Origin of the sequence: Staphylococcus sp. FSL W8-0305 (assembly GCF_037966415.1) — a bacterium.
Classification (GTDB): Bacteria; Bacillota; Bacilli; order Staphylococcales; family Staphylococcaceae; genus Staphylococcus; species Staphylococcus aureus.
Genome location: NZ_CP150198.1, coordinates 1,843,806 through 1,867,100 on the forward strand (window position 1 = coordinate 1,843,806; position 23,295 = coordinate 1,867,100).

The window sequence follows — 23,295 nt, forward strand, 5'->3', positions numbered from 1 at the left end:
TACTTTCTGTTAAATATTTAAAACATTATTGATTAATGGCTTTTTCTACTTTTTCTAAATCTTGACGTTGCTCGTTACCAGTATCGACAAGTGGTGTAATCGGTGATGCAATTTTAAATTTATCGCCACGATAAAACTTAATAAATTGATCCTGATCTATCGCATTAACTACTGCTTGTCTCAAGTTTGGATGCGTCTTAAATATACCTTTTTTAATATTTAGCATTAAAAAGACTGACTTACGTCCATTTTTGCGAATAATGCTTAAATTTTTATCCGACTTAATTAAATCAAAATGTTTTTGATTCACATCTGCCAACATATCAATTGAATGATTTCTAAGTTCTGACAATGCATTATTCGGGTCACCATTAAACTTCAATGTAATATTTTTAATTTTAGCTGGTCCATAACTACCTTTTTCTGTTTCGTTGAATCCTGGATTACGTTGAAACGTTGCTTGATATGCATTTTTCTGTGTCATAATGTATGCGCCACTTGCATAAAGCGCATTTTTTCCATCTGAATTTGCAGGAATGGTACTGCTATCCCCATATCCTTTTGGATATTCTTGATTTACTTGATTAACAAATTTTTTAGATAAAATGCCTGCCGAAGAGTGTGTTAAGTAATTTACCTCTCGAGGCATCGATTGATCTGTCGTAATTTTAACAATTTGATAAATACCGTCTTTATTATTTACTTTTTGACCATCTGTCGTTAACGATTTGACGTTATACGCTTTAATCAACTTATCATAGATGGAATTATCGTCCTTGTCCTTCTCTTTACGCAACTGATCGATGTCCTCATCTTTTAATATCTTGATGTCATTTATATGTTTGTGCATATTGTAAGTATTATTGTTAGGCACAGACTTTTTATCACGTGCTCTATCTAAAGAAAACTTAACATCTTCAGCCGATACACGCTCTCCAGTATTACGTGCTTGTCCATTAACCACTTTCGCAAAATAATCATCATCTCTTAATAAGAAATAAAACGCTTTATTGTCCTTATTCACAGCATAATCACGACTTAACGAACCTTTCGTTGTTAAGTGGTCATTTTCATCTAATAATAATAACCTTGTGTACATATTCATATTAATTGAATATACTGACGGCGCAATTGAACGTATTGGATCCAATGTAGGAATTTCACCGTCTTGTTGTGTCATCACAAGTGGCCGCGTATCTCGTTCTCTACTATTGTTGTAATCAAATTGTTGCCATATTAATGCACGTGAATTTGGCAATCCAACACTATTTTTATCTAACACTTTATTGTCATATACTAAATTCTTTTTTGATCCATATAAAGGCGCCATATACCCTTTATCAAATACAACTTCATCTTCAATTTGCTTATATGTTTGTTTAACATCTGCTTCATTTTGAGTAGAAGCTTTATTTAACAACTGGTCTACATGTTTATCTTTCAATAAACTATTTGATCCTGTAGAACTAAATAATGCCGTCATAGCATAGTTCGGGTCACCGAATACTGTCATCCAGTCATCGATTTGGATATCATAATTGCCGGCTTGACGTTGTGTACGATAGCTACCATAATCTGGTTGGATATTCATCTTCACGTTAAATCCTGCATTTTCCAATTGATCTTTGACGATATTCATATCATTTTCATAACTTGCTTGTCCTAGGAAATGTATCGTTGGTCGCTCGCCTTTCACTTCAACTTTCGATGACTTTTGAGCCACTTCTGATTTCGTAGGGACACCACAACCACTTAATACCAACGCTAAAACTATAATTGCGATACTAATGATTTTCTTCACATCTATCCCTACCTTTTTAATGAATTCTTGGATCTAGCGCATCACGCACTGCATCACCTATAAAATTAAATGCTAAAACGACGAACATAATACAAATACCAGGTACAATAGCTAAATTACTGTGCGTTTCCAAGTAGTTACTACCGGTACGTAAAATGTTGCCCCATTCAGCTACATCAGGTGTAACACCAAGTCCTAGGAAACTTAAACTACTTGTTGTTAATACAACCACACCTATATTTAATGAAAAACGTACAATCATAGGCGCAATCGCATTCGGCAAAATATAACGCCATATGATATTCCAAGTGTTTTCACCAGTGATACGTGCTGCATCTACATATTCCATGCGTTTAATTTCTAAAACACTGGCACGCATTGTCCGTGCAAATGATGGTATATTACCGATACTTAAAGCAATAATTAAATTTGGAATACTTGCTCCAAACGATGCAATAATTGCCACCGCTAACAATAATGATGGAATTGCAAACACTACATCTAAAATTCGCATTATTAAATTATCAATATGATTAAAATAACCTGCGATAGTGCCTAGTAACACACCAAAAACAACTGCAATAACTACTGAAATAATTGAAATTGAAAATGTCAGCTTCGTTCCGACAACTACGCGTGTAAATAAGTCTCTACCGAAATCATCAGTACCAAACGGATAGGCTAGACTCGGTCCATGTAACAGTGCGTTGAACTGATTTTTAGTAGCCAATGTCGTATCAAATGTAAATTGTGACACAATTGATAATGTCAGCATATAGACTAAAATAAGTAACCCGATAATCGCAATACGATGTCTAGTAGTTTTTCGTATAAACGATTCCCAGCCATTATAACTATGTATTTGCGATGTACGTTGGTAACGTCTAATACTTACAAACATTAATAATGTAAATACGTTCCCTGTTAATGTCATCAACAATAACAACACTTCGACGATACGTCGCCATAGGTCATGATGCTTCCATGTTTGTTCCGTTGTTAAGATGATAATTAAAATGATGGTTAAAACGATTAGCAATGTTTCAGCAATATAGAACGTATCGGCCACATAACCTTTAAAAAGATTTAATGCACTCGTTAATATAACTAAAATATAAGTTGCAATAGCATAACTTGCGAATAGTTTTAAGGAAGCTATCTTTGTTGTAAGTTTTACCATATGCCTCACTTCCTTTCGTTAATTTCACTACGTAATTTTGGATCGATTAAAGCATAAAATATATCAATAATTAAGTTTGCTAAAGATATTACAATTGATATATATACGACCCCACCCATGACTGCTGGGATATCAGGTATTAGTTGTTTTTGGACGATATAACGACCGATACCATTAATGTTAAATACTTGCTCCGTCACTGCTGAACCGCCTAGTAACTCTGCCACTAGAAGACCAACTAGCGTTACAATTGGAATAATGGCATTTTTCAAAATATGTTTAATAACCACTTGTGTCGTCGATAATCCTTTTGCATAAGCAGTTAAAACATAATCGCTGCGCATTACTTCAAGTACAGAAGACCTTGTCATACGCGTGATAGAAGCAGCAATACTTGTTCCAATGACAAGTACAGGTAAAATCAACGATATTGGATGTTCTGGCATATAAGATGGTGGCAAAATATCCAATTTCAATGAGAACGCTAAAATGAATAATAACCCTTGCCAGAAACTTGGAATAGACAAACCAATTAATGCAATTATCATTAACGTGATATCAAGCCAACTATTTCGCTTCATCGCACTGATAATACCAATTGGTATTGCAATAATTAATGCCACAATTAGCGCTAATACTGCGACAATTATTGTAATTGGAATTCTTTCGCCAACTGCTTTAGTCACAACATCATTCCCTTTGTAAGTCGTACCTAAGTCAAAGGTAAAAACACCCTTGATGGTATCCCACAATTGAATAAAATAAGGTTCGTTAAGATGATGTAATACATTGAATTGATGTATCTGTGCCTTTGTTGCATTTTGTCCCAGTATGCTATAAGCCGCATCAAGCGGTGAAAAATACAGAATGCTAAACACACTGACAATAACACCAATGATGACAATCACAGCCATGACAATTCGCTCAAAAATATATCTAACTAATGGCTGTAAATAAATAGTCAATAAGATGAACATCGGTAACGCCAATATCACTTTGATAATGATGAACTTATGAAATAATACATTTTCAAAGTATGTTGAAAAATGTGCTTGTTCAATATTCTTTGAATTCGTATTAGAACTTTGTGTCTTGAATATTTTTAATGCTTCTTTATGTATTTGTGTGGATGACTTTTGCTGCGATAAATATTTATATTTTTGATGTAACGCCTGTTCGATTTCTGAAATTTCAGAATTATTAGCGTAAAAATTTTTTCTCTTAGCAGAAAAGAAAAACTTTATCACTGCATATAAAAATAATGGCAAGCTTAATACCGATAATACAAACTTGTAAAATGCCTTGTGATACAACGACTTAAAAGATTCTAAATAAGTAATTATGCTAATCACTCCTTGTAAAATAATCTTGAGTAGATTACTATGATATACAAAAGTATAGAATAAATTTACACATTTGTGAATAGGGAGGCACAACATCATGTCAAATTTATTAGAAGTCAACAGTCTGAATGTACAATTCAATTATGATGAAACTACAGTTCAAGCGGTAAAAAACGTCTCTTTCGAATTACGAAAAAAACATATCCTAGGTATTGTTGGTGAATCAGGATCAGGAAAAAGTATTACCGCTAAATCTATTTTAGGGCTACTACCAGATTATCCGGATCACACGTTAACAGGAGAAATTATTTTTAATGGGCAATCGTTAACTAATTTATCAACTTCAGCGTTACAACAAATTCGAGGCAAGGATATTTCAATGATTTTTCAAGATCCACTCTCTTCGTTGAATCCAAGATTAACGATTGGCAAACAAATTACAGAAGTACTATTTCAACATAAACGTGTATCTAAATCTGAAGCAAAGTCGATGACAATAGACATTTTAGAAAAAGTAGGTATAAAACATGCAACTCGACAATTTGATGCTTATCCGCATGAACTTTCTGGTGGTATGCGTCAACGTGTCATGATAGCAATGGCATTGATTTTAAAGCCACAAATTTTAATCGCAGATGAACCAACAACGGCATTAGATGCCAGTACACAAAATCAATTACTGCAGTTAATGAAGTCCCTTTATGAGTACACAGAAACGTCTATTATTTTTATCACTCACGATTTAGGTGCTGTGTATCAATTTTGCGACGATGTGATTGTAATGAAAGATGGAAGTGTCGTTGAAAGTGGCACGGTTGAAAGTATTTTTAAATCGCCACAACATACCTATACGAAACGCTTAATAGATGCGATTCCTGATATTCATCAAACGCGTCCGCCAAGACCGTTAAACAATGATATTTTATTAAAATTCGATCGCGTGAGCGTGGATTACACATCACCGAGTGGCAGCCTATACCGAGCAGTTAATGATATTAACTTGGCTATTAGAAAAGGCGAAACGTTAGGCATTGTCGGTGAATCAGGGTCAGGGAAATCGACATTAGCTAAGACGGTCGTCGGTCTAAAGGAAGTGTCAGAAGGCTTTATTTGGTATAACGAATTACCATTAAGTTTATTTAAAGATGATGAATTGAAATCTTTACGACAAGAGATACAAATGATTTTCCAAGATCCATTCGCATCTATTAATCCAAGATTTAAAGTCATTGATGTGATTAAACGACCACTAATCATTCATGGGAAAGTCAAAGATAATGACGACATTATTAAAACTATCGTATCGTTGTTAGAAAAAGTTGGCCTAGATCAAAGTTTCTTATATCGCTATCCACACGAATTATCTGGTGGGCAACGCCAGCGTGTAAGTATCGCAAGAGCACTTGCTGTAGAACCTAAAGTGATTGTTTGCGACGAGGCAGTATCAGCTTTAGACGTTTCAATTCAAAAAGATATCATCGAGTTATTAAAACAATTACAGTTAGACTTCGGCATCACTTATTTATTCATCACACATGACATGGGTGTTATCAATGAAATATGTGATCGAGTTGCAGTTATGAAAAATGGCGAAATCGTTGAACTTAATAACACAGAAGATATTATCAAACATCCGCAATCAGACTATGCAAAGCAACTTATTTCAGAAGTAGCAGTTATTGCTAAATAAAAGTCATGCGTTGTGCAACTTTATCACTGTATGGTCTGGAATAAATCGGGCAACATCTGATGTGTTATGTTAGATGACTTTGTCATACTAACTATATTGTGCTATGTTAGGGCTCGGCACCATATCAAGTGTTAGATGCTTTGCCATGATTTAAGGGTCACACCCATACTTTGGGCATTTTAACGCATGATAAATCCCCCGCCACTATGTGAAGTGCGGGGGATTATTTGTATCCTTAAGAAAATGATATAGTTTATTTTTATCTTTCTTTGTCATTTTTGCGAAATATAACAAGAACTTAATTTCAGTCGGAGCTGCTAAAAATTCATCTTTGTATTCTTTCATGTTGCCTCTTTTTTTCAACTCAAAAATCATATTGTTATGCAGTTTCGTCATTGGTATTTCTTTAAACACGTCAAATAACACATCATACTCTGTGAAATCATTATAAGTTGGCACATCCATATGATTTTGTGCAATAACTCTTTTTCTTTCTTCTTTTCGTAAAAAGTTGTACATCGCTTTTGAGTTTAAGAGACTATTGTTTTCTTTTGGTTTTTGAACTTCACTCAGTGTATTTCTAGATGTTAATACTAAAATTCCGACTGTTGTATCTTTGTATCTAGCCATAACTTTATTCAAGTGTTTGTCATTTGTAATGACTACTACATAATTAAATACTTCATAATAATCATTAATTTGATTATCCAATCTATCCAACTTATCTAATTCTGTTTTAATCTCGTAGACAACGCCTTTACCATTTAACAATATAAAATCAGCAATACTATTTCCTATAGGCATCTCAGAAAGTGCAGTAGTTGTATTAACAGAATGTAGTCCTAAAAGGAGTTTATTAAGCATTGTGTTTTTATAAAAATATTCGTTACGATAAGACTTTTTAAGATAGTTATATAAAGACTTCATTTTCTGTATTACATTGATATTTTTAGGCCCTTGTATATAAAAATCATATGCCTCATCAACAACATCACTTTTATTTTTGATTGCAATTTGATGTAATATCTTTTGACTAAAAACACGATTAATCATATTTCTATTATCCATAGCTACGCACCTCCTTCAACATACATTTAATACTTATCCTGTTAATATTATAAACTATTTTAAATGCCTATAGACATTATTTCTATACAAATACGATGATAAAATTGTATTGAAACCAAATGATGATTGCCAAACACATGAGCCTTTTCTAATGAAATAATAATGCCCCCTACACTAATCTAGCGAGGGGGCTGAATCATTACACACCGTATTTTTCAGTTGTTTCTGCCACGAAAGATTCAATGGCTTTTCTTGCTTTACGTTTTTCTTTCAATGGCAAATCACCAATCATTTTTTTAAGGTGATGTGGGTTTACAACACCACTATACTGGTAGTCATTTGAAATTGTTTTTAGGGCTTGTTCATCGATAGATCTCTCTCCAGCAAATCCTTTGAACTCCGCTTCTTTTTTAATACTTTCGAAATTAACATATTCTTGATCGATATCATCATCCTTATTTAAAGAAGGTACAACATTGTCGATGAATTCTCTAATTAGATCTCGTTTTAACCTCAATGTCGGATCATCTGCATGATCTAAAATACGTCTAATTTGTTCTTGGTTACGACGTTGTTCCGCTTTGTCTTCAAGATCAATTTGTCTCAATATATTCATAATATAATTCACATTAATCGTATCATTACGCATCATTTCTATTTCGAAATCAATATCATTTAAAATGGATACTTTATTTTTCTCAGCCGTCGCTCTTTTTACTTGATCGTACACGGCTAAATATTTACTTTTATAGTCTTCATTCTCTTGTTCATCCATTCCAATTTCATCAATTGTAAACTCAAACTCGTCAAATGCTTTTAAACGTAATATTATTTTAGCTAATAAACGATAAGCTTCAACAAAGCGCTTTAGCTCTTCTTCATCTTGAATGTCATCAACCATGTGTGGTGTCGGCACAATCATTTTAAGCTCACGATAAGCGTCAATAAATTCTTTTTTATACTCTTCATAACTACGCATTAAAATTGTATCCGTATCATTTGTTTGTGAGAATACTCTCAGTGCATCGTCTGTCTCTTTTTTCAAGTCACGATAGTTTACAATTTTACCAAATGGCTTTGATTCTTTTTCAACCCTATTTGTACGTGAATACGCTTGAATTAAATCATGATACATTAAATTCTTATCAACATATAAAGTGTTCAGTACTTTACTATCAAAACCAGTTAAGAACATATTAACAACGATTAAGATATCAATTTTACTATCTTTAACGCCCTTTTTAACGTTTTTTGAAATATGGTTAAAATACTCATTAGTTGTGTCTGTTGAAAAATTCGTCTCGAACTTTTTATTATAATCACTAATCATTATCTCTAATTTTTCACGTGAATGATATGGCACTTCACCATCACGATCATCTTCATTAGGTTTAAACGTAAATATACCAGCTACCGTTAATGGTTGTTCCAACTTTTTGTTAAGTCGCTTAAATGTCTCATAATATTTAATAAGCGCGTGAATACTTTGAACTGTAAATATACTTGAATATTGACGATTACGTGTATATTTATCATGATTATTGATGATATGTCGTGTTACTAATTCCACACGTTTATCCGCTAACCATACTTCTTCCGTATCAATTGCTTCAACCATGCTGTTATCTTCTGCTTTTAAAGCTTTATTTTTAAAAGTATTAATATAGTCAACTGAGAAACCAAGTACATTACCATCATGAATGGCATCTCTAATTAAATACGTATGTAAACATCTACCAAAAATATCTGCAGTTGTTCTACCATCTTGACTACTATTTTCTGGGAAACGTGGCGTACCAGTGAACCCAAAATATTGGGCATTTTTGAAATGTTGTTTAACTAGACGATGCATGTCACCAAATTGACTGCGATGACACTCATCAATAATAAATACAACTTTATTTGTTTTATACTGTTCTAATAAATGGGCATTACCTTGAATCGCTTTAGCCATTTTTTGAATCGTCGTTACAATAAGTGGCAAACTTTTATCATTTAGTTGGCGTACCAGTTGCGAGGTATTAAATGTTTTGTCGACAGCACCCTTAGCAAATTTATTAAATTCCTCTTCTGTTTGACTATCCAAGTCTTTACGGTCAACCAAAAAGATAACTTTCTTAATGTCATCTTGTTGTGATAAAATCTGACTCGCTTTAAAAGAAGTCAACGTCTTACCACTTCCCGTTGTATGCCACACATATCCATTATTCCCTGTCTCAGTCGCTTGTTGAATAAGTGCTTCTACCGCATACACTTGATACGGACGCATTGCCATCAGTATTCTATCTGTTTCATTAATAATCATATAGCGTGATATCATCTTAGCTAATTGACAAGGTCTCATAAATGACTCAGCAAACGATTGCAATGTATTGATTCGGTTATTCTGTTTATCACTCCAATAAAACATGTGACTCTTCAATAGTTCGCTATCATTATTAGAAAAGTATCGCGTTTCAACACCATTACTAATGATAAACATTTGTATGTAGCGGAATAAGCCTGTGTAATTTTGTTTACGGTAACGTTTTACTTGGTTAAACGCCTCATTAATATCAATGCCTCGACGTTTCAATTCAACTTGGACAAGGGGTAGTCCGTTGATTAATATCGTTACATCATAACGTGCTTTATATGTATCCTCGACCGATACTTGATTCGTCACTTGAAACTTATTTTTACACCAACTTTTCGTATCTAAAAACGACAAATAAATCTCAGACTCATCATCACGTCTAAGTGGTAATTTATCACGTAAAATACGGGCACTTTCGAAAATACTTTTCCCATCAATCATCGTTAACAGACGTTGAAATTCTTTATCTGTTAAGGGATTGCCTTCTAATTTGTCCGCATGACGCTCATTTAAAATCGTTCTAAAATTATCAAGCAATTGCTTATTATCACGTATCGTTACTCTTTCGTAACCCAATTGTTCAAGTTGATTCATCATTTCATTTTCTAATGCGTATTCACTTTGGTATGCCATTCATATCCCCTTCCATACACTTTCTATTGCTCTAAATATATCATAAACTTTAATGAAAAATGTTTGTTTTTTATCTTCAAACGTAAATTTATTCTAATTTTATTGTCTTATATTTTAATATTTGTGTTTGAGGTAAGTCGTATACTAAAATTTGAATACAAATAATCAAATCATTGATAAATTTTTTGCCTACGATTAATGGAGGGACTTGAATGGTGTTAATTACCTATCAAATCATTTTATTTTTAATTATCAGTCTAAGTTATTATTTAACTTTAAATCATTTCATGGCAGTCACTGTAGGTAACTTCACTTCAATATTCGGCATGTTCGCAGCCATACTCTTTATGTACTACTACCTACTCTATAAAAGTCCCGAATACAATCAACGCAAACGATTTAAACATTTCATTCATATCACTAATTTGATAATAATTACTTTTAGCACCTTCGTATTAGTTCATTTAGCATTAAAATTATTCTTCAACATTTAATTTCTATACTATGAAAAAAGCAAAGCTCAAACCTGAACTTTGCTTTAATTTGTCACACTTTTATCATTTTCAAAATAACTTCTATGCCAGTTTTACAAACTTGTATCAACAATTTTTCATCAAGCAACTAAATCACATCAAAAACTTCAATTGTTTACGTTGCAACTAACTTTATATTAGAACGCACACAATATCTAATGTTTAAAATCTATCGTCGCAAGATGCTTCCTGTAATTATCAAGTGCCATTTTCGATTGGGTTATACAATCTAGAATCGCATGATAATTTAATGCTACAAATCGATAGTACAATATATCTACCGTGAATAACTGTGCAAATAGTGACGTTGTAGCCGCCATACGCATTTCATTTTCATCAGTTCTGCCATAAATCAATGCATAGTCTGCAATTTGAGCCACTGGATTATTAGCTGTACTAGATATAGTTATGATGGGAATACTGTAATGTGTGGCCACCTGTGCAATTGACTGCAATTCACTATGACTACCTTGATTCGTCACAAAAATCATGCAATCTCTATCATCATGCGTCGCAAATGTTGACACAAGTAAATGCGTTTCATGTAATAACCTGACATTTAAGCCAATACGAGATAACTTTTGAAAAAGATCACCAATAGTCAAACTCGATGCGCCAAATCCAAATAAAAATATTGTCCTGGCATTTTTCAACACATCACAAATTGCATCAATTTGCGCATCCATAATATTAGTAGCTACAAATCGCATCGTATTCGTTGCTCTAGCAATCATTTTATTTTTCAAAGTTTCTACAGATTCATTTTCAATCAATTCTAAATGTGGATTGGTTGCAATATCTTCGGGTAAGTATCGAGATATCGCAATCTTTAGCTCTTGAAAACCTTGATGTGTCATTTTCCGACTAAATCTAACAATTGATGCTGTACTAACATTCGTAACATCTGCTAAATCATTCACAGTCATATCAATGATTTTATGTGGATTCTTTAAAATGTAATCAGCGATTATCTTTTCTGTCTTCGTAAAATCACTCAACTGCTTATCAATGCGATATAAAATATTTGTCATCATTAATCACCCAACAAATCTGTCTGTCGCATCGCCTTTGTCGTTCCAAATAAATATGTACAAACGAATCCACCAGCATACGCAGCAAGTAATCCTGCAATATAACCTAAATACATATTATCTGAGATTAATGGTAATAGTGACACACCACTTGGGCCTATTGCTTTGGCACCAATATGTCCAATTCCACCTATTACAGCGCCACCAATACCACCGCCAATACAAGCAGTTAAGAAAGGTCGACCTAATGGCAAAGTCACACCATAGATTAATGGTTCTCCAATACCTAGGAAACCAACTGGCAATGCACCTTTTAAAGTATTACGTAATGTTGTGTTGCGTTTACATCTTACCCAAAGTGCTAATGCGGCACCTACTTGTCCAGCACCAGCCATCGCTGCAATTGGCAATAAGTAAGTAGCACCAGATTGGTTAATCATTTCTATATGAATTGGCGTAAAAATATGATGAAGCCCTAACATAACTAACGGTAGGAAGCTTGCACCAATGATAAATCCACTAAATACGCCACCAATACTAATAATTCCGTTAACTACTGAAACTAAACTGTCTGAAACAAAACCTGCTAATGGCATAAAGATAAAGATAGTTAATAGTCCTACAATCAACAATGCAATAGTCGGCGTTACAATAATATCAATCGCATTTGGCACAATTTTATGCAATCTCTTTTCGACAATACTTAAAATCCAAACGGCAAAAATAACACCAATAATTCCACCTTGTCCAGGTTGCAATGGTTCTCCAGTGAAAACATTCATTAAAATATTTTTACCAGCAATACCCGTTAATAACGTTGTACCACCAATCACGCCACCAAGTCCTGGTGTCGCACCAAATTCTTTAGCCGCATTAATACCAGTGAAAATAGCTAAGTATGCTAACATACCGTCTTTAATGACATTAAATACTGTTATAAGTTGCGTAATCCAAGCACCTGAAATATAGCCTGCCACCATTAAGTTACTCAGTACTGCTGCAATACCACCAATTAATCCAGCTCCAATAAATGCAGGAATCAACGGTATAAAGATATTGGCAATTGATTTCAATACTTTATTCAACTTACCATTCTTTTGTTTTGCTTTATGTGCTTCTTTATTTGCCTTTGCTTTATCAGCTGCATATGATTTATAGTCCATTTTTTCACTATCATTGTGATTGTGTGGTATTGGGTCACCTAGTTTAACACCACTTAACTCAGCCATATGATTAGCCACTTTATTGACTGTACCAGGTCCAACTACAACTTGAATGCGTTCATCGTGTATAACACCCATGACACCATCAATGTGCCTTAGTTCTTGGTCATCTACTTTATTTTCATCTAATACTTTAATACGCACACGTGTCATACAGTTCATGACACTATCTATATTATCCATACCACCTACTGCAGCAATAATTCGTTCTGCAAGTTGTTGTTCTTTGGTCATTTAAATCCCTCCTAAGGTTGTCTATCTCTGATTGCTCGTTTAACAATGTCACCATTGTTTAATAACCGTCTTGTTGCTTCTTCCTTAGAAATGCCACACATACCCATAACTGTCGCAACTTTCACATCATGCTCAGATACCTGATATAACGCCATTGCTTCATCATATGTGATAGCACATATTTCTTGAATAATACGCACTGAACGGTCGATCAGTTTTTGATTGGTTGCTTTAACATCAATCATGAGGTTATCGTAAACTTTTCCGACACCAACCATTGTGATGGTTGAAATCATATTTAAAATTAATTTTTGTGCTGTACCAGACTTTAAACGCGTTGAACCAGTTAATACTTCTGGACCAACTTTAACTTCTACTGGATACTGCGCAATTTCACTTATAACTGCATGTTCATTGCATGAAATAGATACTGTTGTAGCACCGATTGTATTAGCAAATGTTAAACCGCCTATAACATATGGCGTTTTGCCACTCGCGGCAATTCCTATAACGACATCTTTTGATGTTAAATCTATATTTTTCAAATCTTCTTCCGCTAATTTTTTGTGATCTTCCGCACCTTCTACAGCCATCGTCATAGCATGTTGTCCACCAGCAATAATACCTATAATTTCATGAGGATCAGTATTGAATGTAGGTACACACTCCGCTGCATCTAAGACACCCAATCGTCCACTTGTACCTGCACCGATATAGATCAATCGTCCACCCTTTTTATACTGTGCAATTGTTTTTTTAATTACTTTTGTCAATTGTGGTATTGCCTTTCGAACTGCTAACGGGACTTGCTGATCTTCTTTATTCATCGTAATTAATGCCTCTTCCACAGTCATTTCATCAAGATGCATCGTCGCTTCATTACGCGCTTCGGTCGTACTATTTTCCATCACTTCTTACACTCCCTAGTTTTTTGAAAATCAAATGTATCATTCGGCTCGATACAACTTAACAGTGGTAAGTCTTCTTTAATAATTTGTGCAACAACATTCACACTGTCATGTGCACTAAGCGTTTGTCTCACAATTTGCATTTCACCTTGATAACGTCCGTTATTCAAATTATCAACGGTTACTGAACCAATGCGTCGTTGCGTCGTAAACTGTGGTTGAATCGAATGCGGACATATTTGTCTTGACGTTTCCGAACGAATGACATTCTCCGGATTATCCGGACGTACTTTATGACACATATCGAAAAGGTAAGTCACTGTCGTATCAAACACTTCTTCAATACATAACGTGAAATGCCTATGCTTACAAAAATCTATAAGTTGTTTTGCCTGCCTTATTTCAATCAATGAGTCTCCAACTAACACTTCAGATACACCAGTTTCTTGTAATAATTTAGCTGCAACGACAGGATGACTATGTCTCGTTGCTTCAATTGTTGGCAAGCCTTTATGCAAAGGACCTCGCAAACCACTCCCTACAATAAAACCATATATTTGTGCCTTTGGATTAAATTGATAAATGAGTTCATTTTTCTTATTGACCAAGTCAACAGATAATCCCGTATCTGGTCTTGGATAATAGTTATGGCAAAATGAAAGTAATGTAAAATCATTCAATTGTTGATGTAAGCTTGTTAACAATTCCCGGGAAATAATACTTGCATTCAAACAGCACTTTAAACCCTGTGCCATTATCGCTTCGATTGCCTCAATTGATGTACTATGATCGATACGAATCATAAATTGTGCATCATATTGTCGAAGATGCTCATAAAAAGATGGTGTTAATATAGATGGATTAGCATCTATGAGGTAAGTCACTTGTTCATGTTTTAATAAATTGAGTAGTTTTGTGAAATAATGATATTTTGTCTCGTCATCTTCTTCTGGTATTTGTACAGATGTAAAAATCATTTGGTAACCTTGTTTAATCATTCGCTTAATATACGCTTCATCTAAAGGTTGTCCTAAATACACTGAAAAGCCTGTCAAAGTAGCCCTCCTTAACAATATAATTATTAGGAAAATATAGTTGAGTTGTGTAATCGCTTACATTTTACTATAAGAGAAAACACATTACAATATTAATCAGATAAAGCCTGTTCATTGTAATAATCTTACATATTTCTGTCACAAGTTAATTTTTTTAAACGACATATTTTTCTTATCATTTAACGCTCGAAAACAGTTGCTATTGCTGAATTGTTACAACAACTTTTATACATTTTATTCAGGATTATCTTATATTATGTTTTAATAATAATCTGTGAACAATTAAGAGATTTGAAATTGAATTTAATAATTGTATTGAAAACGCATACTTCACCATGCTAAAATAGGAGTCGCAAACAAATAAGATTCAATAAGATGTGATGGTAAGCTAGATAAACTAACGTATCCGTTTTATATACTACTTAGTCAATTGCTTCTTTTACATTAATTACATACACCAACGTGTTACTAAGTAAGATTAGGCATGAGTTAAATTAAGCTGTGATGGTTACCAACACAGTCTATTTGCTCGTGTCTTTTTTATTGAATCTTAAATAATAAATACAACTTTGGAGGTTGGACAAGTGAGGAAGAAACTTTTCGGTCAATTGCAACGTATTGGTAAGGCACTAATGTTACCTGTTGCGATTTTACCAGCAGCGGGTCTGTTATTAGCTATCGGTACAGCTATGCAAGGCGAAGCATTACAACACTACTTGCCTTTTATACAAAATGGTGGCGTACAAACTGTCGCTAAATTAATGACAGGTGCTGGTGGTATCATTTTTGATAACTTGCCTATGATTTTCGCATTAGGTGTCGCAATCGGATTAGCTGGCGGTGATGGTGTAGCAGCTATCGCAGCATTCGTCGGTTACATAATCATGAACAAAACAATGGGTGACTTTTTACAAGTAACACCTAAGAACATTGGTGATCCAGCGAGTGGTTACGCTAGCATTTTAGGTATCCCAACATTACAAACAGGTGTGTTCGGCGGTATTATAATCGGGGCCCTGGCAGCTTGGTGTTATAACAAGTTCTATAACATTAACTTACCATCTTATTTAGGTTTCTTCGCTGGTAAGCGTTTCGTACCTATTATGATGGCTACAACATCATTTATTTTAGCATTCCCAATGGCATTAATCTGGCCAACAATCCAAACAGGATTAAATGCATTCAGTACAGGATTATTAGACTCAAATACTGGTGTTGCCGTATTCTTATTTGGTTTCATCAAGCGTTTATTAATTCCATTCGGTCTACATCACATTTTCCACGCACCGTTCTGGTTCGAGTTTGGTTCATGGAAAAATGCAGCAGGTGAAATTATTCACGGTGACCAACGTATCTTTATCGAACAAATTCGTGAAGGTGCACATTTAACAGCTGGTAAATTCATGCAAGGTGAATTCCCTGTTATGATGTTCGGTTTACCTGCAGCAGCTTTAGCAATTTATCACACAGCTAAACCTGAAAACAAGAAAGTAGTAGCCGGTTTAATGGGTTCTGCTGCTTTAACATCATTCTTAACTGGTATTACAGAACCTTTAGAATTCTCATTCTTATTCGTAGCACCATTATTATTCTTTATTCACGCAGTACTTGATGGTTTATCATTCTTAACATTGTACTTATTAGATCTTCATCTAGGTTATACATTCTCAGGTGGTTTCATCGACTACTTCTTACTCGGTATACTACCTAATAAGACACAATGGTGGTTAGTCATTCCTGTAGGTCTTGTATACGCAGTCATTTACTACTTCGTATTCCGATTCCTAATTGTAAAATTAAAATACAAAACACCAGGTCGTGAAGATAAACAATCACAAGCGGCTACTGCTTCAGCAACTGAATTACCATATGCAGTATTAGAAGCTATGGGTGGCAAAGCAAACATTAAACATTTAGACGCTTGTATCACACGTCTACGTGTTGAAGTTAACGACAAATCTAAAGTTGATGTTCCTGGTTTGAAAGATTTAGGCGCATCTGGTGTATTAGAAGTCGGCAATAATATGCAAGCAATTTTTGGTCCAAAATCTGACCAAATCAAACATGAAATGCAACAGATTATGAATGGTCAAGTAGTAGAAAACCCTACTACTATGGAAGACGATAAAGACGAAACCGTTGTTGTTGCAGAAGATAAATCTGCAACAAGCGAATTGAGCCATATCGTGCATGCACCATTAACTGGTGAAGTAACACCATTATCAGAAGTGCCTGATCAAGTGTTCAGCGAAAAAATGATGGGTGACGGTATCGCTATTAAACCTTCACAAGGTGAAGTTCGTGCACCATTCAACGGTAAAGTACAAATGATTTTCCCAACAAAACATGCAATTGGTCTTGTATCAGATAGTGGTTTAGAACTATTAATCCACATCGGTTTAGACACTGTTAAATTAAACGGAGAAGGCTTTACTTTACATGTTGAGGAAGGTCAAGAAGTTAAACAAGGTGATTTATTAATCAACTTTGATTTAGACTACATCCGCAATCATGCAAAGAGTGATATTACGCCTATTATCGTTACACAAGGAAACATTACAAACCTTGATTTTAAACAAGGTGAACATGGCAACATTTCATTTGGCGATCAATTATTTGAAGCTAAATAATGCTTACTATAAACAGGTGCGTATACCTTCATAAGGTGACGCGCCTGTTTTTTCATTGCGATTGTGTTTTGCAGCATCATTGATAGTTCGCTCTCCCCTTAAATTTTGAATTTTAAAATCATCAATTAAATCCCCCTTCATACTCATTTCCTAAAAAATATTAATTGCTCACTATTGTTAGCGTTTTCACAACAAAGTCAACTTCCTTGACCTTACACTATATTCGAGGCTATCATTTTAAGTGTAAATATAGAGAAAAGGTGGTTTTTTTATGAAACAACGCATTGGAGCTTACTTAATTGACGCTATTCATCGAGCAGGCGTCGATAAAATTTTTGGTGTTCCTGGTGATTTTAATCTCGCTTTTCTAGACGATATTATCAGTAATCCCAATGTAGATTGGGTAGGAAATACAAATGAATTAAACGCAAGTTACGCAGCGGACGGTTATGCCCGTCTTAATGGACTCGCTGCATTAGTTACTACATTTGGTGTTGGCGAATTAAGTGCCGTCAACGGTATCGCAGGTTCGTATGCTGAACGCATACCTGTCATTGCGATTACAGGTGCGCCGACACGTGCTGTTGAACAAGCCGGTAAATATGTACATCACTCACTTGGTGAAGGTACATTTGACGACTACCGAAAAATGTTTGCACATATAACCGTTGCACAAGGTTATATCACACCTGAAAATGCAGCAACTGAAATACCACGCTTAATTAATACAGCAATCGCCGAAAGACGCCCAGTTCATTTACATTTACCAATCGATGTCGCAATCTCTGAAATTGAGATACCGACACCATTCGAAGTAACGGCAGCCAAAGATACTGATGCATCAACATATATAGAGTTATTAGTATCTAAATTGCATCAATCGAAGCAGCCTATCATCATTACTGGACATGAAATTAACAGTTTTCACCTCCATCAAGAATTAGAAGATTTTGTAAATCAAACACAGATACCAGTAGCACAACTTTCATTAGGAAAAGGTGCTTTTAATGAGGAAAATCCATATTATATGGGTATTTACGATGGGAAAATTGCCGAAGATAAAATACGAGATTATGTGGACAACAGCGATTTAATTTTAAATATTGGAGCCAAATTAACAGATTCAGCAACAGCAGGATTTTCATACCAATTCAATATCGATGATGTCGTTATGTTAAATCATCACAATATCAAAATTGATGATGTTACAAATGATGAAATATCTCTATCATCATTACTACAACAATTGACCGATATATCATATACGAATAACGCATCGTTTCCTGCATATCATCGTCCAACATCACCCGATTATACTGTTGGCACAGAACCATTAACACAACAAACTTATTTTAAAATGATGCAAAATTTCTTAAAACCAAATGATGTCATTATTGCTGATCAAGGTACATCATTTTTTGGTGCTTATGATTTAGCATTATACAAAAGCAATACTTTTATAGGGCAACCGTTATGGGGTTCTATCGGCTATACATTACCTGCAACATTAGGTTCACAATTAGCAGACAAAGATCGTCGTAACTTATTATTAATTGGCGATGGCTCATTGCAACTAACTGTTCAAGCTATTTCAACTATGATTAGACAGCATATTAAACCGGTATTATTTGTGATTAATAATGACGGCTATACGGTAGAACGACTTATTCACGGCATGTATGAACCTTATAATGAAATTCACATGTGGGATTATAAAGCTTTACCAGCTGTATTTGGTGGTAAAAATGTTGAAATTCATGACGTTGAATCATCAAAAGATTTACAAGAGGTATTTAATACAATTAATGGCCATCCCGATGTGATGCATTTTGTCGAAGTCAAAATGTCTGTCGAAGATGCACCGAAGAAACTGATCGATATTGCTAAAGCTTTTTCACAACAAAATAAATAATTTCATCGTATTCAGGGTATAAGTTTAAGCGAATATATTATTAAATGAAAAGGACTCTGATATAAGATGATTAATTTTGATAAAACCGCTTTAGTGTTAATCGACCTGCAACAAGGTATTCTTAAAATGGATTATGCGCCACATACAGCTGAAAATGTTGTTCAAAATGCTAACAAATTAATTGAAGCTTTTAGAAAAAACAATGGCTTTATCGCCTTTGTTCGCGTGAATTTCTATGATGGTAAAGATGCATTGCAACCAAATGCAATGATCTCATTACCACCAAAAGAAGGCGATGACTACAGCCATTTCCATTATTTACTAGACAAAAGAGATGACGATTTTGTCATAGATAAACGACAATTTAGTGCATTTGTAGGAACGGATTTAGACTTACAGTTGAGACGTCGAGGAATTGATACAATTGTTCTTGGCGGTGTAGCAACACATGTTGGTGTAGATACGACAGCACGAGACGCCTATCAATTAAACTACGATCAGTATTTTGTTACAGATATGATGAGTGCACAAAACGAAACGCTACATCAATTCCCAATAGATAATGTATTCCCATTGATGGGACAAACCATAACCACAAACGACTTGCTAAATATATTGAACTAAACATTCACTTCCCCCTTCGATTATATTGAAGGGGGTATCTTTATTTCACAATGTATTAATACGTCGGGTTGTCTAACCTCCACTATATAAACATATTCTATATCTGTTAAACCGTTCTTAACCTATGCCCTTACTACATAAAAAACAGTATTTATTCCGGAATTTTCAAAAAATTTAGTATTTATTACAAAATTATGTATCACTTTAGGTTTAATTTTTGATATTATCTTAATTAAGTAGATTTTTATAAGTTCTAAAAAGGAGAACAAATACATATATGAAGAAGAAACTAACATTTAAAGAAAACATGTTTATTGGTTCTATGTTATTTGGTTTATTCTTTGGTGCCGGCAACCTTATCTTCCCAATACACTTGGGTCAAGCTGCTGGTTCTAACGTTTTTATCGCTAACTTAGGATTTTTAATTACAGCAATTGGCTTACCATTTCTAGGTATCATTGCTATTGGTATTTCAAAGACATCTGGTTTATTTGAAATTGCATCGCGTGTTAATAAAACATATGCTTATATTTTCACGATTGCCTTATATCTAGTTATCGGACCATTTTTCGCCTTACCTAGACTGGCAACTACATCATTTGAAATTGCATTTTCGCCATTTTTATCACCAAAGCAAATCACTTTATATTTATTTATTTTCAGCTTCGTCTTCTTTGTGATTGCATGGTTTTTTGCGAGAAAGCCATCAAGAATTTTAGAATATATCGGTAAATTTTTAAATCCGGTATTCTTAGTATTATTAGCAATTATTTTATTATTTGCTTTTATCCATCCATTAGGTGGCATATCTGATGCACCTATTAGTAAACAATATCAATCAAACGCCTTATTTAACGGCTTTTTAGATGGATACAATACCTTAGATGCGCTAGCGTCATTGGCATTTGGTATCATCATTGTTGCAACGATTAAAAAGTTAGGTATCGAAAATCCAACTGATATCGCTAAAGAAACAATTAAGTCTGGTACTATCAGTATCATTATGATGGGGATCATTTATACCCTACTAGCAATCATGGGTACATTAAGTATTGGTCATTTCAAACTTAGTGAAAATGGTGGTATTGCCTTAGCGCAAATTACGCAATACTACTTAGGTAACTACGGTATCGTCTTGTTATCACTCATCGTTATGGTTGCTTGTTTAAAAACAGCTATCGGTTTAATTACGGCATTTTCAGAAACATTTGAACACCTTTTCCCTAAAATGAATTACCTAGCGATTGCAACAGTTGTGAGCTTTATCTCATTCTTATTCGCGAATGTTGGCTTAACTAAAATTATTATGTACTCAGTCCCAGTGTTAATGTTCTTATATCCATTAGCAATTGCCCTGATTGTACTAACATTATTTAGCAGCAAATTCCATCATTCAAAAATTATTTATCAATGTACCATTTTCTTTACAATGATTGCTGCATTAGTAGATGGATTAAAAGCTAGTCCAGAGTTCATTTCAAGCACATCATTCTCACAAACTTTGATTAATTTCAGCCAAAAATATTTACCATTATCAGACATTGGTATGGGCTGGGTTGTTCTCAGTTTGATTGGTTTCATTATCGGCTTCATTATTTATAAAATTAAGCATCGTAAAATTCCACAAGCATAATACTATGCCACAGTCATATGTTAAACATATGCTTGTGGCATTTTTTATTCATACTACATTAAACTGCACTCGTATACATACATATTAATGATTATCCACGAAAAATATTAGTACTTTCATTTTACGAACCACATTAATGCATACACAACTTTATCTTTATATTATTAAATTTACATTTGACACTTATATTGAACAACTGTAATATATTAATATTAATTCTTTAAATTGTATAAATATAAAGGAGGGCGACCGATGAATTCAATCATTGAATTAACTGATTATTATAGCTCTAATAATTATGCACCACTGAAGCTTGTAATTACTGAAGGGAAAGGGGGCAAAGTTTGGGATACTGATGGCAAACAATATATAGATTGCATTTCGGGTTTTTCAGTTGCAAACCAAGGCCATTGTCATCCAACAATTGTTAAAGCGATGACAGAACAAGCTTCAAAGTTGTCTATCATTTCACGTGTCCTTTATAGTGACAATCTCGGGAAATGGGAAGAAAAAATTTGTCATCTTGCTAAGAAAGACAAAGTACTCCCCCTTAACTCTGGTACTGAAGCTGTTGAAGCAGCCATTAAAATTGCTAGAAAATGGGGCTCTGACGTTAAAGGCATCACTGACGGACAAGTTGAAATCATCGCTATGAATAACAATTTTCACGGTCGTACACTTGGCTCATTATCACTATCTAACCACGACGCATATAAATCAGGATTTCACCCCCTACTTCAAGGTACTAAAACAGTAGATTTTGGAGATATTGAGCAATTAACACAAGCTATTTCACCAAATACAGCAGCAATTATTTTAGAACCAATTCAAGGTGAAGGTGGCGTTAATATACCACCGAAAGGATATATCCAAGCTGTGCGTCAACTATGTGATAAACATCAAATATTATTGATTGCAGATGAAATTCAAGTTGGTCTTGGTAGAACTGGGAAATGGTTTGCGATGGAATGGGAGCAAGTCGTTCCAGACATTTATATTTTAGGTAAGGCATTGGGTGGCGGCTTATACCCTGTATCTGCTGTGCTTGCAAATAATGATGTCATGCGAGTTCTAACACCAGGTACACATGGCTCAACATTTGGTGGTAACCCTTTAGCCATTGCAATATCGACGGCAGCGCTTGATGTACTTAAAGATGAACAACTGGTTGAACGATCAGAACGCTTAGGTTCATTTTTATTAAAAGCGTTGCTACAACTTAAACATCCTAGTATTAAAGAAATTAGAGGTCGTGGTTTATTTATTGGCATCGAACTTAACACAGATGCCGCACCTTTCGTTGAACAACTGATTAAACGTGGCATTTTATGCAAAGACACGCATCGTACTATCATTCGATTGTCACCACCTCTAGTCATTGATAAAGAGGAAATCAATCAAATTGTTGCAGCTTTTCAAGACGTTTTTAAAAATTAACAAT

The 23,295-nt window shown here is 34.4% G+C and carries 17 protein-coding genes; 7 read left to right on the forward strand and 10 right to left on the reverse strand.

Annotation, left to right across the window (positions count from 1 at the left end; all coding sequences use genetic code 11):
- Positions 1–25 precede the first annotated feature (25 nt).
- Genes NST10_RS09095 through NST10_RS09105 form a run of 3 tightly spaced genes read right to left on the reverse strand, consistent with a single transcriptional unit; the run spans position 26 to position 4,465 of the window.
- Positions 26–1,801 (reverse strand): ABC transporter substrate-binding protein, encoded by a 1,776-nt coding sequence (locus tag NST10_RS09095; protein ID WP_000720821.1) that lies wholly within the window; start codon positions 1,799–1,801, stop codon positions 26–28.
- A gap of 16 nt (positions 1,802–1,817) precedes the next feature.
- A complete protein-coding gene (locus NST10_RS09100) occupies positions 1,818–2,981 on the reverse strand; it encodes an ABC transporter permease (protein ID WP_000240107.1) in 1,164 nt (387 codons plus the stop codon).
- Between the two features lie 5 nt (positions 2,982–2,986).
- Positions 2,987–4,465: an ABC transporter permease gene (locus NST10_RS09105; protein ID WP_001799604.1), complete on the reverse strand. Its 1,479-nt coding sequence runs from the start codon at positions 4,463–4,465 to the stop codon at positions 2,987–2,989.
- Here NST10_RS09105 and NST10_RS09110 point away from each other — a divergent pair.
- Complete coding sequence (locus NST10_RS09110) at positions 4,422–6,014, forward strand: ABC transporter ATP-binding protein (RefSeq protein ID WP_000067363.1); 1,593 nt, start codon at positions 4,422–4,424, stop codon at positions 6,012–6,014. The two genes, NST10_RS09105 and NST10_RS09110, sit on opposite strands and share 44 nt — an antisense overlap.
- A gap of 204 nt (positions 6,015–6,218) precedes the next feature.
- Here NST10_RS09110 and NST10_RS09115 read toward each other — a convergent pair whose 3' ends face one another.
- Complete coding sequence (locus NST10_RS09115; RefSeq protein ID WP_000370339.1) at positions 6,219–7,082, reverse strand: sce7726 family protein; 864 nt, start codon at positions 7,080–7,082, stop codon at positions 6,219–6,221.
- Between the two features lie 199 nt (positions 7,083–7,281).
- Entirely contained in the window at positions 7,282–10,071 is a 2,790-nt protein-coding gene (locus NST10_RS09120; protein ID WP_000331344.1) for a type I restriction endonuclease subunit R, read from the reverse strand.
- A 212-nt stretch (positions 10,072–10,283) separates the two neighbouring features.
- On the opposite strand from NST10_RS09120, the gene NST10_RS09125 reads away from it, so the two are divergent.
- Positions 10,284–10,565, forward strand: a complete 282-nt coding sequence (locus tag NST10_RS09125) for a hypothetical protein (protein ID WP_001573602.1) — start codon at positions 10,284–10,286, stop codon at positions 10,563–10,565.
- Between the two features lie 194 nt (positions 10,566–10,759).
- On the opposite strand, the gene NST10_RS09130 is transcribed toward NST10_RS09125, so the two are convergent.
- The 4 genes from NST10_RS09130 to mupG are packed head-to-tail and all read right to left on the reverse strand — an operon-like array spanning position 10,760 to position 15,055.
- Positions 10,760–11,635: a MurR/RpiR family transcriptional regulator gene (locus tag NST10_RS09130; RefSeq protein ID WP_000181832.1), complete on the reverse strand. Its 876-nt coding sequence runs from the start codon at positions 11,633–11,635 to the stop codon at positions 10,760–10,762.
- Between the two features lie 2 nt (positions 11,636–11,637).
- Positions 11,638–13,092 carry a PTS transporter subunit EIIC gene (locus tag NST10_RS09135; protein ID WP_000159755.1) on the reverse strand — a complete coding sequence of 485 codons (1,455 nt, stop codon included), beginning with the start codon at positions 13,090–13,092 and terminating at the stop codon, positions 11,638–11,640.
- Between the two features lie 11 nt (positions 13,093–13,103).
- Positions 13,104–14,000: an N-acetylmuramic acid 6-phosphate etherase gene (gene murQ, locus NST10_RS09140; protein ID WP_000432017.1), complete on the reverse strand. Its 897-nt coding sequence runs from the start codon at positions 13,998–14,000 to the stop codon at positions 13,104–13,106.
- Positions 14,000–15,055 (reverse strand): 6-phospho-N-acetylmuramidase, encoded by a 1,056-nt coding sequence (gene mupG, locus NST10_RS09145; RefSeq protein WP_000145567.1) that lies wholly within the window; start codon positions 15,053–15,055, stop codon positions 14,000–14,002. The genes murQ and mupG overlap by 1 nt, the downstream gene beginning before the upstream one ends.
- Positions 15,056–15,639: 584 nt before the next feature.
- Here mupG and ptsG point away from each other — a divergent pair.
- Positions 15,640–17,685, forward strand: a complete 2,046-nt coding sequence (gene ptsG / locus NST10_RS09150; RefSeq protein WP_001227718.1) for a glucose-specific PTS transporter subunit IIBC — start codon at positions 15,640–15,642, stop codon at positions 17,683–17,685.
- Here ptsG and NST10_RS09155 read toward each other — a convergent pair.
- The gene (locus NST10_RS09155) at positions 17,664–17,765 is read right to left on the reverse strand and encodes a hypothetical protein (RefSeq protein ID WP_000979527.1); all 102 of its coding nucleotides are present in this window, start codon (positions 17,763–17,765) and stop codon (positions 17,664–17,666) included. The genes ptsG and NST10_RS09155 overlap by 22 nt on opposite strands.
- A 191-nt stretch (positions 17,766–17,956) precedes the next feature.
- Here NST10_RS09155 and NST10_RS09160 point away from each other — a divergent pair, with 191 nt between their 5' ends.
- The 4 genes from NST10_RS09160 (at position 17,957) to rocD (ending at position 23,291) form a co-directional block, all read left to right on the forward strand.
- Positions 17,957–19,597 carry an alpha-keto acid decarboxylase family protein gene (locus tag NST10_RS09160; RefSeq protein WP_000813536.1) on the forward strand — a complete coding sequence of 547 codons (1,641 nt, stop codon included), beginning with the start codon at positions 17,957–17,959 and terminating at the stop codon, positions 19,595–19,597.
- 66 nt (positions 19,598–19,663) lie between these two features.
- Positions 19,664–20,221 carry an isochorismatase family protein gene (locus tag NST10_RS09165; RefSeq protein WP_000606761.1) on the forward strand — a complete coding sequence of 186 codons (558 nt, stop codon included), beginning with the start codon at positions 19,664–19,666 and terminating at the stop codon, positions 20,219–20,221.
- A gap of 277 nt (positions 20,222–20,498) precedes the next feature.
- Positions 20,499–21,854, forward strand: coding sequence for a branched-chain amino acid transport system II carrier protein (brnQ, locus tag NST10_RS09170; RefSeq protein ID WP_000728178.1), 1,356 nt, complete (start codon positions 20,499–20,501; stop codon positions 21,852–21,854).
- Positions 21,855–22,106: 252 nt separating this feature from the next.
- On the forward strand, positions 22,107–23,291 hold the full coding sequence (rocD, locus tag NST10_RS09175) for an ornithine--oxo-acid transaminase (protein WP_001084444.1): 1,185 nt from the start codon (positions 22,107–22,109) through the stop codon (positions 23,289–23,291).
- Positions 23,292–23,295: the final 4 nt, after the last annotated feature.

Bases quoted from the DNA above. Each gene is read 5' to 3' on its own strand.
- NST10_RS09100 (WP_000240107.1), bottom strand. From the start codon at position 2,981: ATGGTAAAACTTACAACAAAGATAGCTTCCTTAAAACTATTCGCAAGT.
- NST10_RS09110 (WP_000067363.1), top strand. From the start codon at position 4,422: ATGTCAAATTTATTAGAAGTCAACAGTCTGAATGTACAATTCAATTAT.
- NST10_RS09115 (WP_000370339.1), bottom strand. From the start codon at position 7,082: ATGGATAATAGAAATATGATTAATCGTGTTTTTAGTCAAAAGATATTA.
- NST10_RS09120 (WP_000331344.1), bottom strand. From the start codon at position 10,071: ATGGCATACCAAAGTGAATACGCATTAGAAAATGAAATGATGAATCAA.
- NST10_RS09125 (WP_001573602.1), top strand. From the start codon at position 10,284: ATGGTGTTAATTACCTATCAAATCATTTTATTTTTAATTATCAGTCTA.
- NST10_RS09130 (WP_000181832.1), bottom strand. From the start codon at position 11,635: ATGACAAATATTTTATATCGCATTGATAAGCAGTTGAGTGATTTTACG.
- NST10_RS09135 (WP_000159755.1), bottom strand. From the start codon at position 13,092: ATGACCAAAGAACAACAACTTGCAGAACGAATTATTGCTGCAGTAGGT.
- murQ (WP_000432017.1), bottom strand. From the start codon at position 14,000: ATGGAAAATAGTACGACCGAAGCGCGTAATGAAGCGACGATGCATCTT.
- NST10_RS09155 (WP_000979527.1), bottom strand. From the start codon at position 17,765: ATGATGCTGCAAAACACAATCGCAATGAAAAAACAGGCGCGTCACCTT.
- NST10_RS09160 (WP_000813536.1), top strand. From the start codon at position 17,957: ATGAAACAACGCATTGGAGCTTACTTAATTGACGCTATTCATCGAGCA.
- NST10_RS09165 (WP_000606761.1), top strand. From the start codon at position 19,664: ATGATTAATTTTGATAAAACCGCTTTAGTGTTAATCGACCTGCAACAA.
- brnQ (WP_000728178.1), top strand. From the start codon at position 20,499: ATGAAGAAGAAACTAACATTTAAAGAAAACATGTTTATTGGTTCTATG.
- rocD (WP_001084444.1), top strand. From the start codon at position 22,107: ATGAATTCAATCATTGAATTAACTGATTATTATAGCTCTAATAATTAT.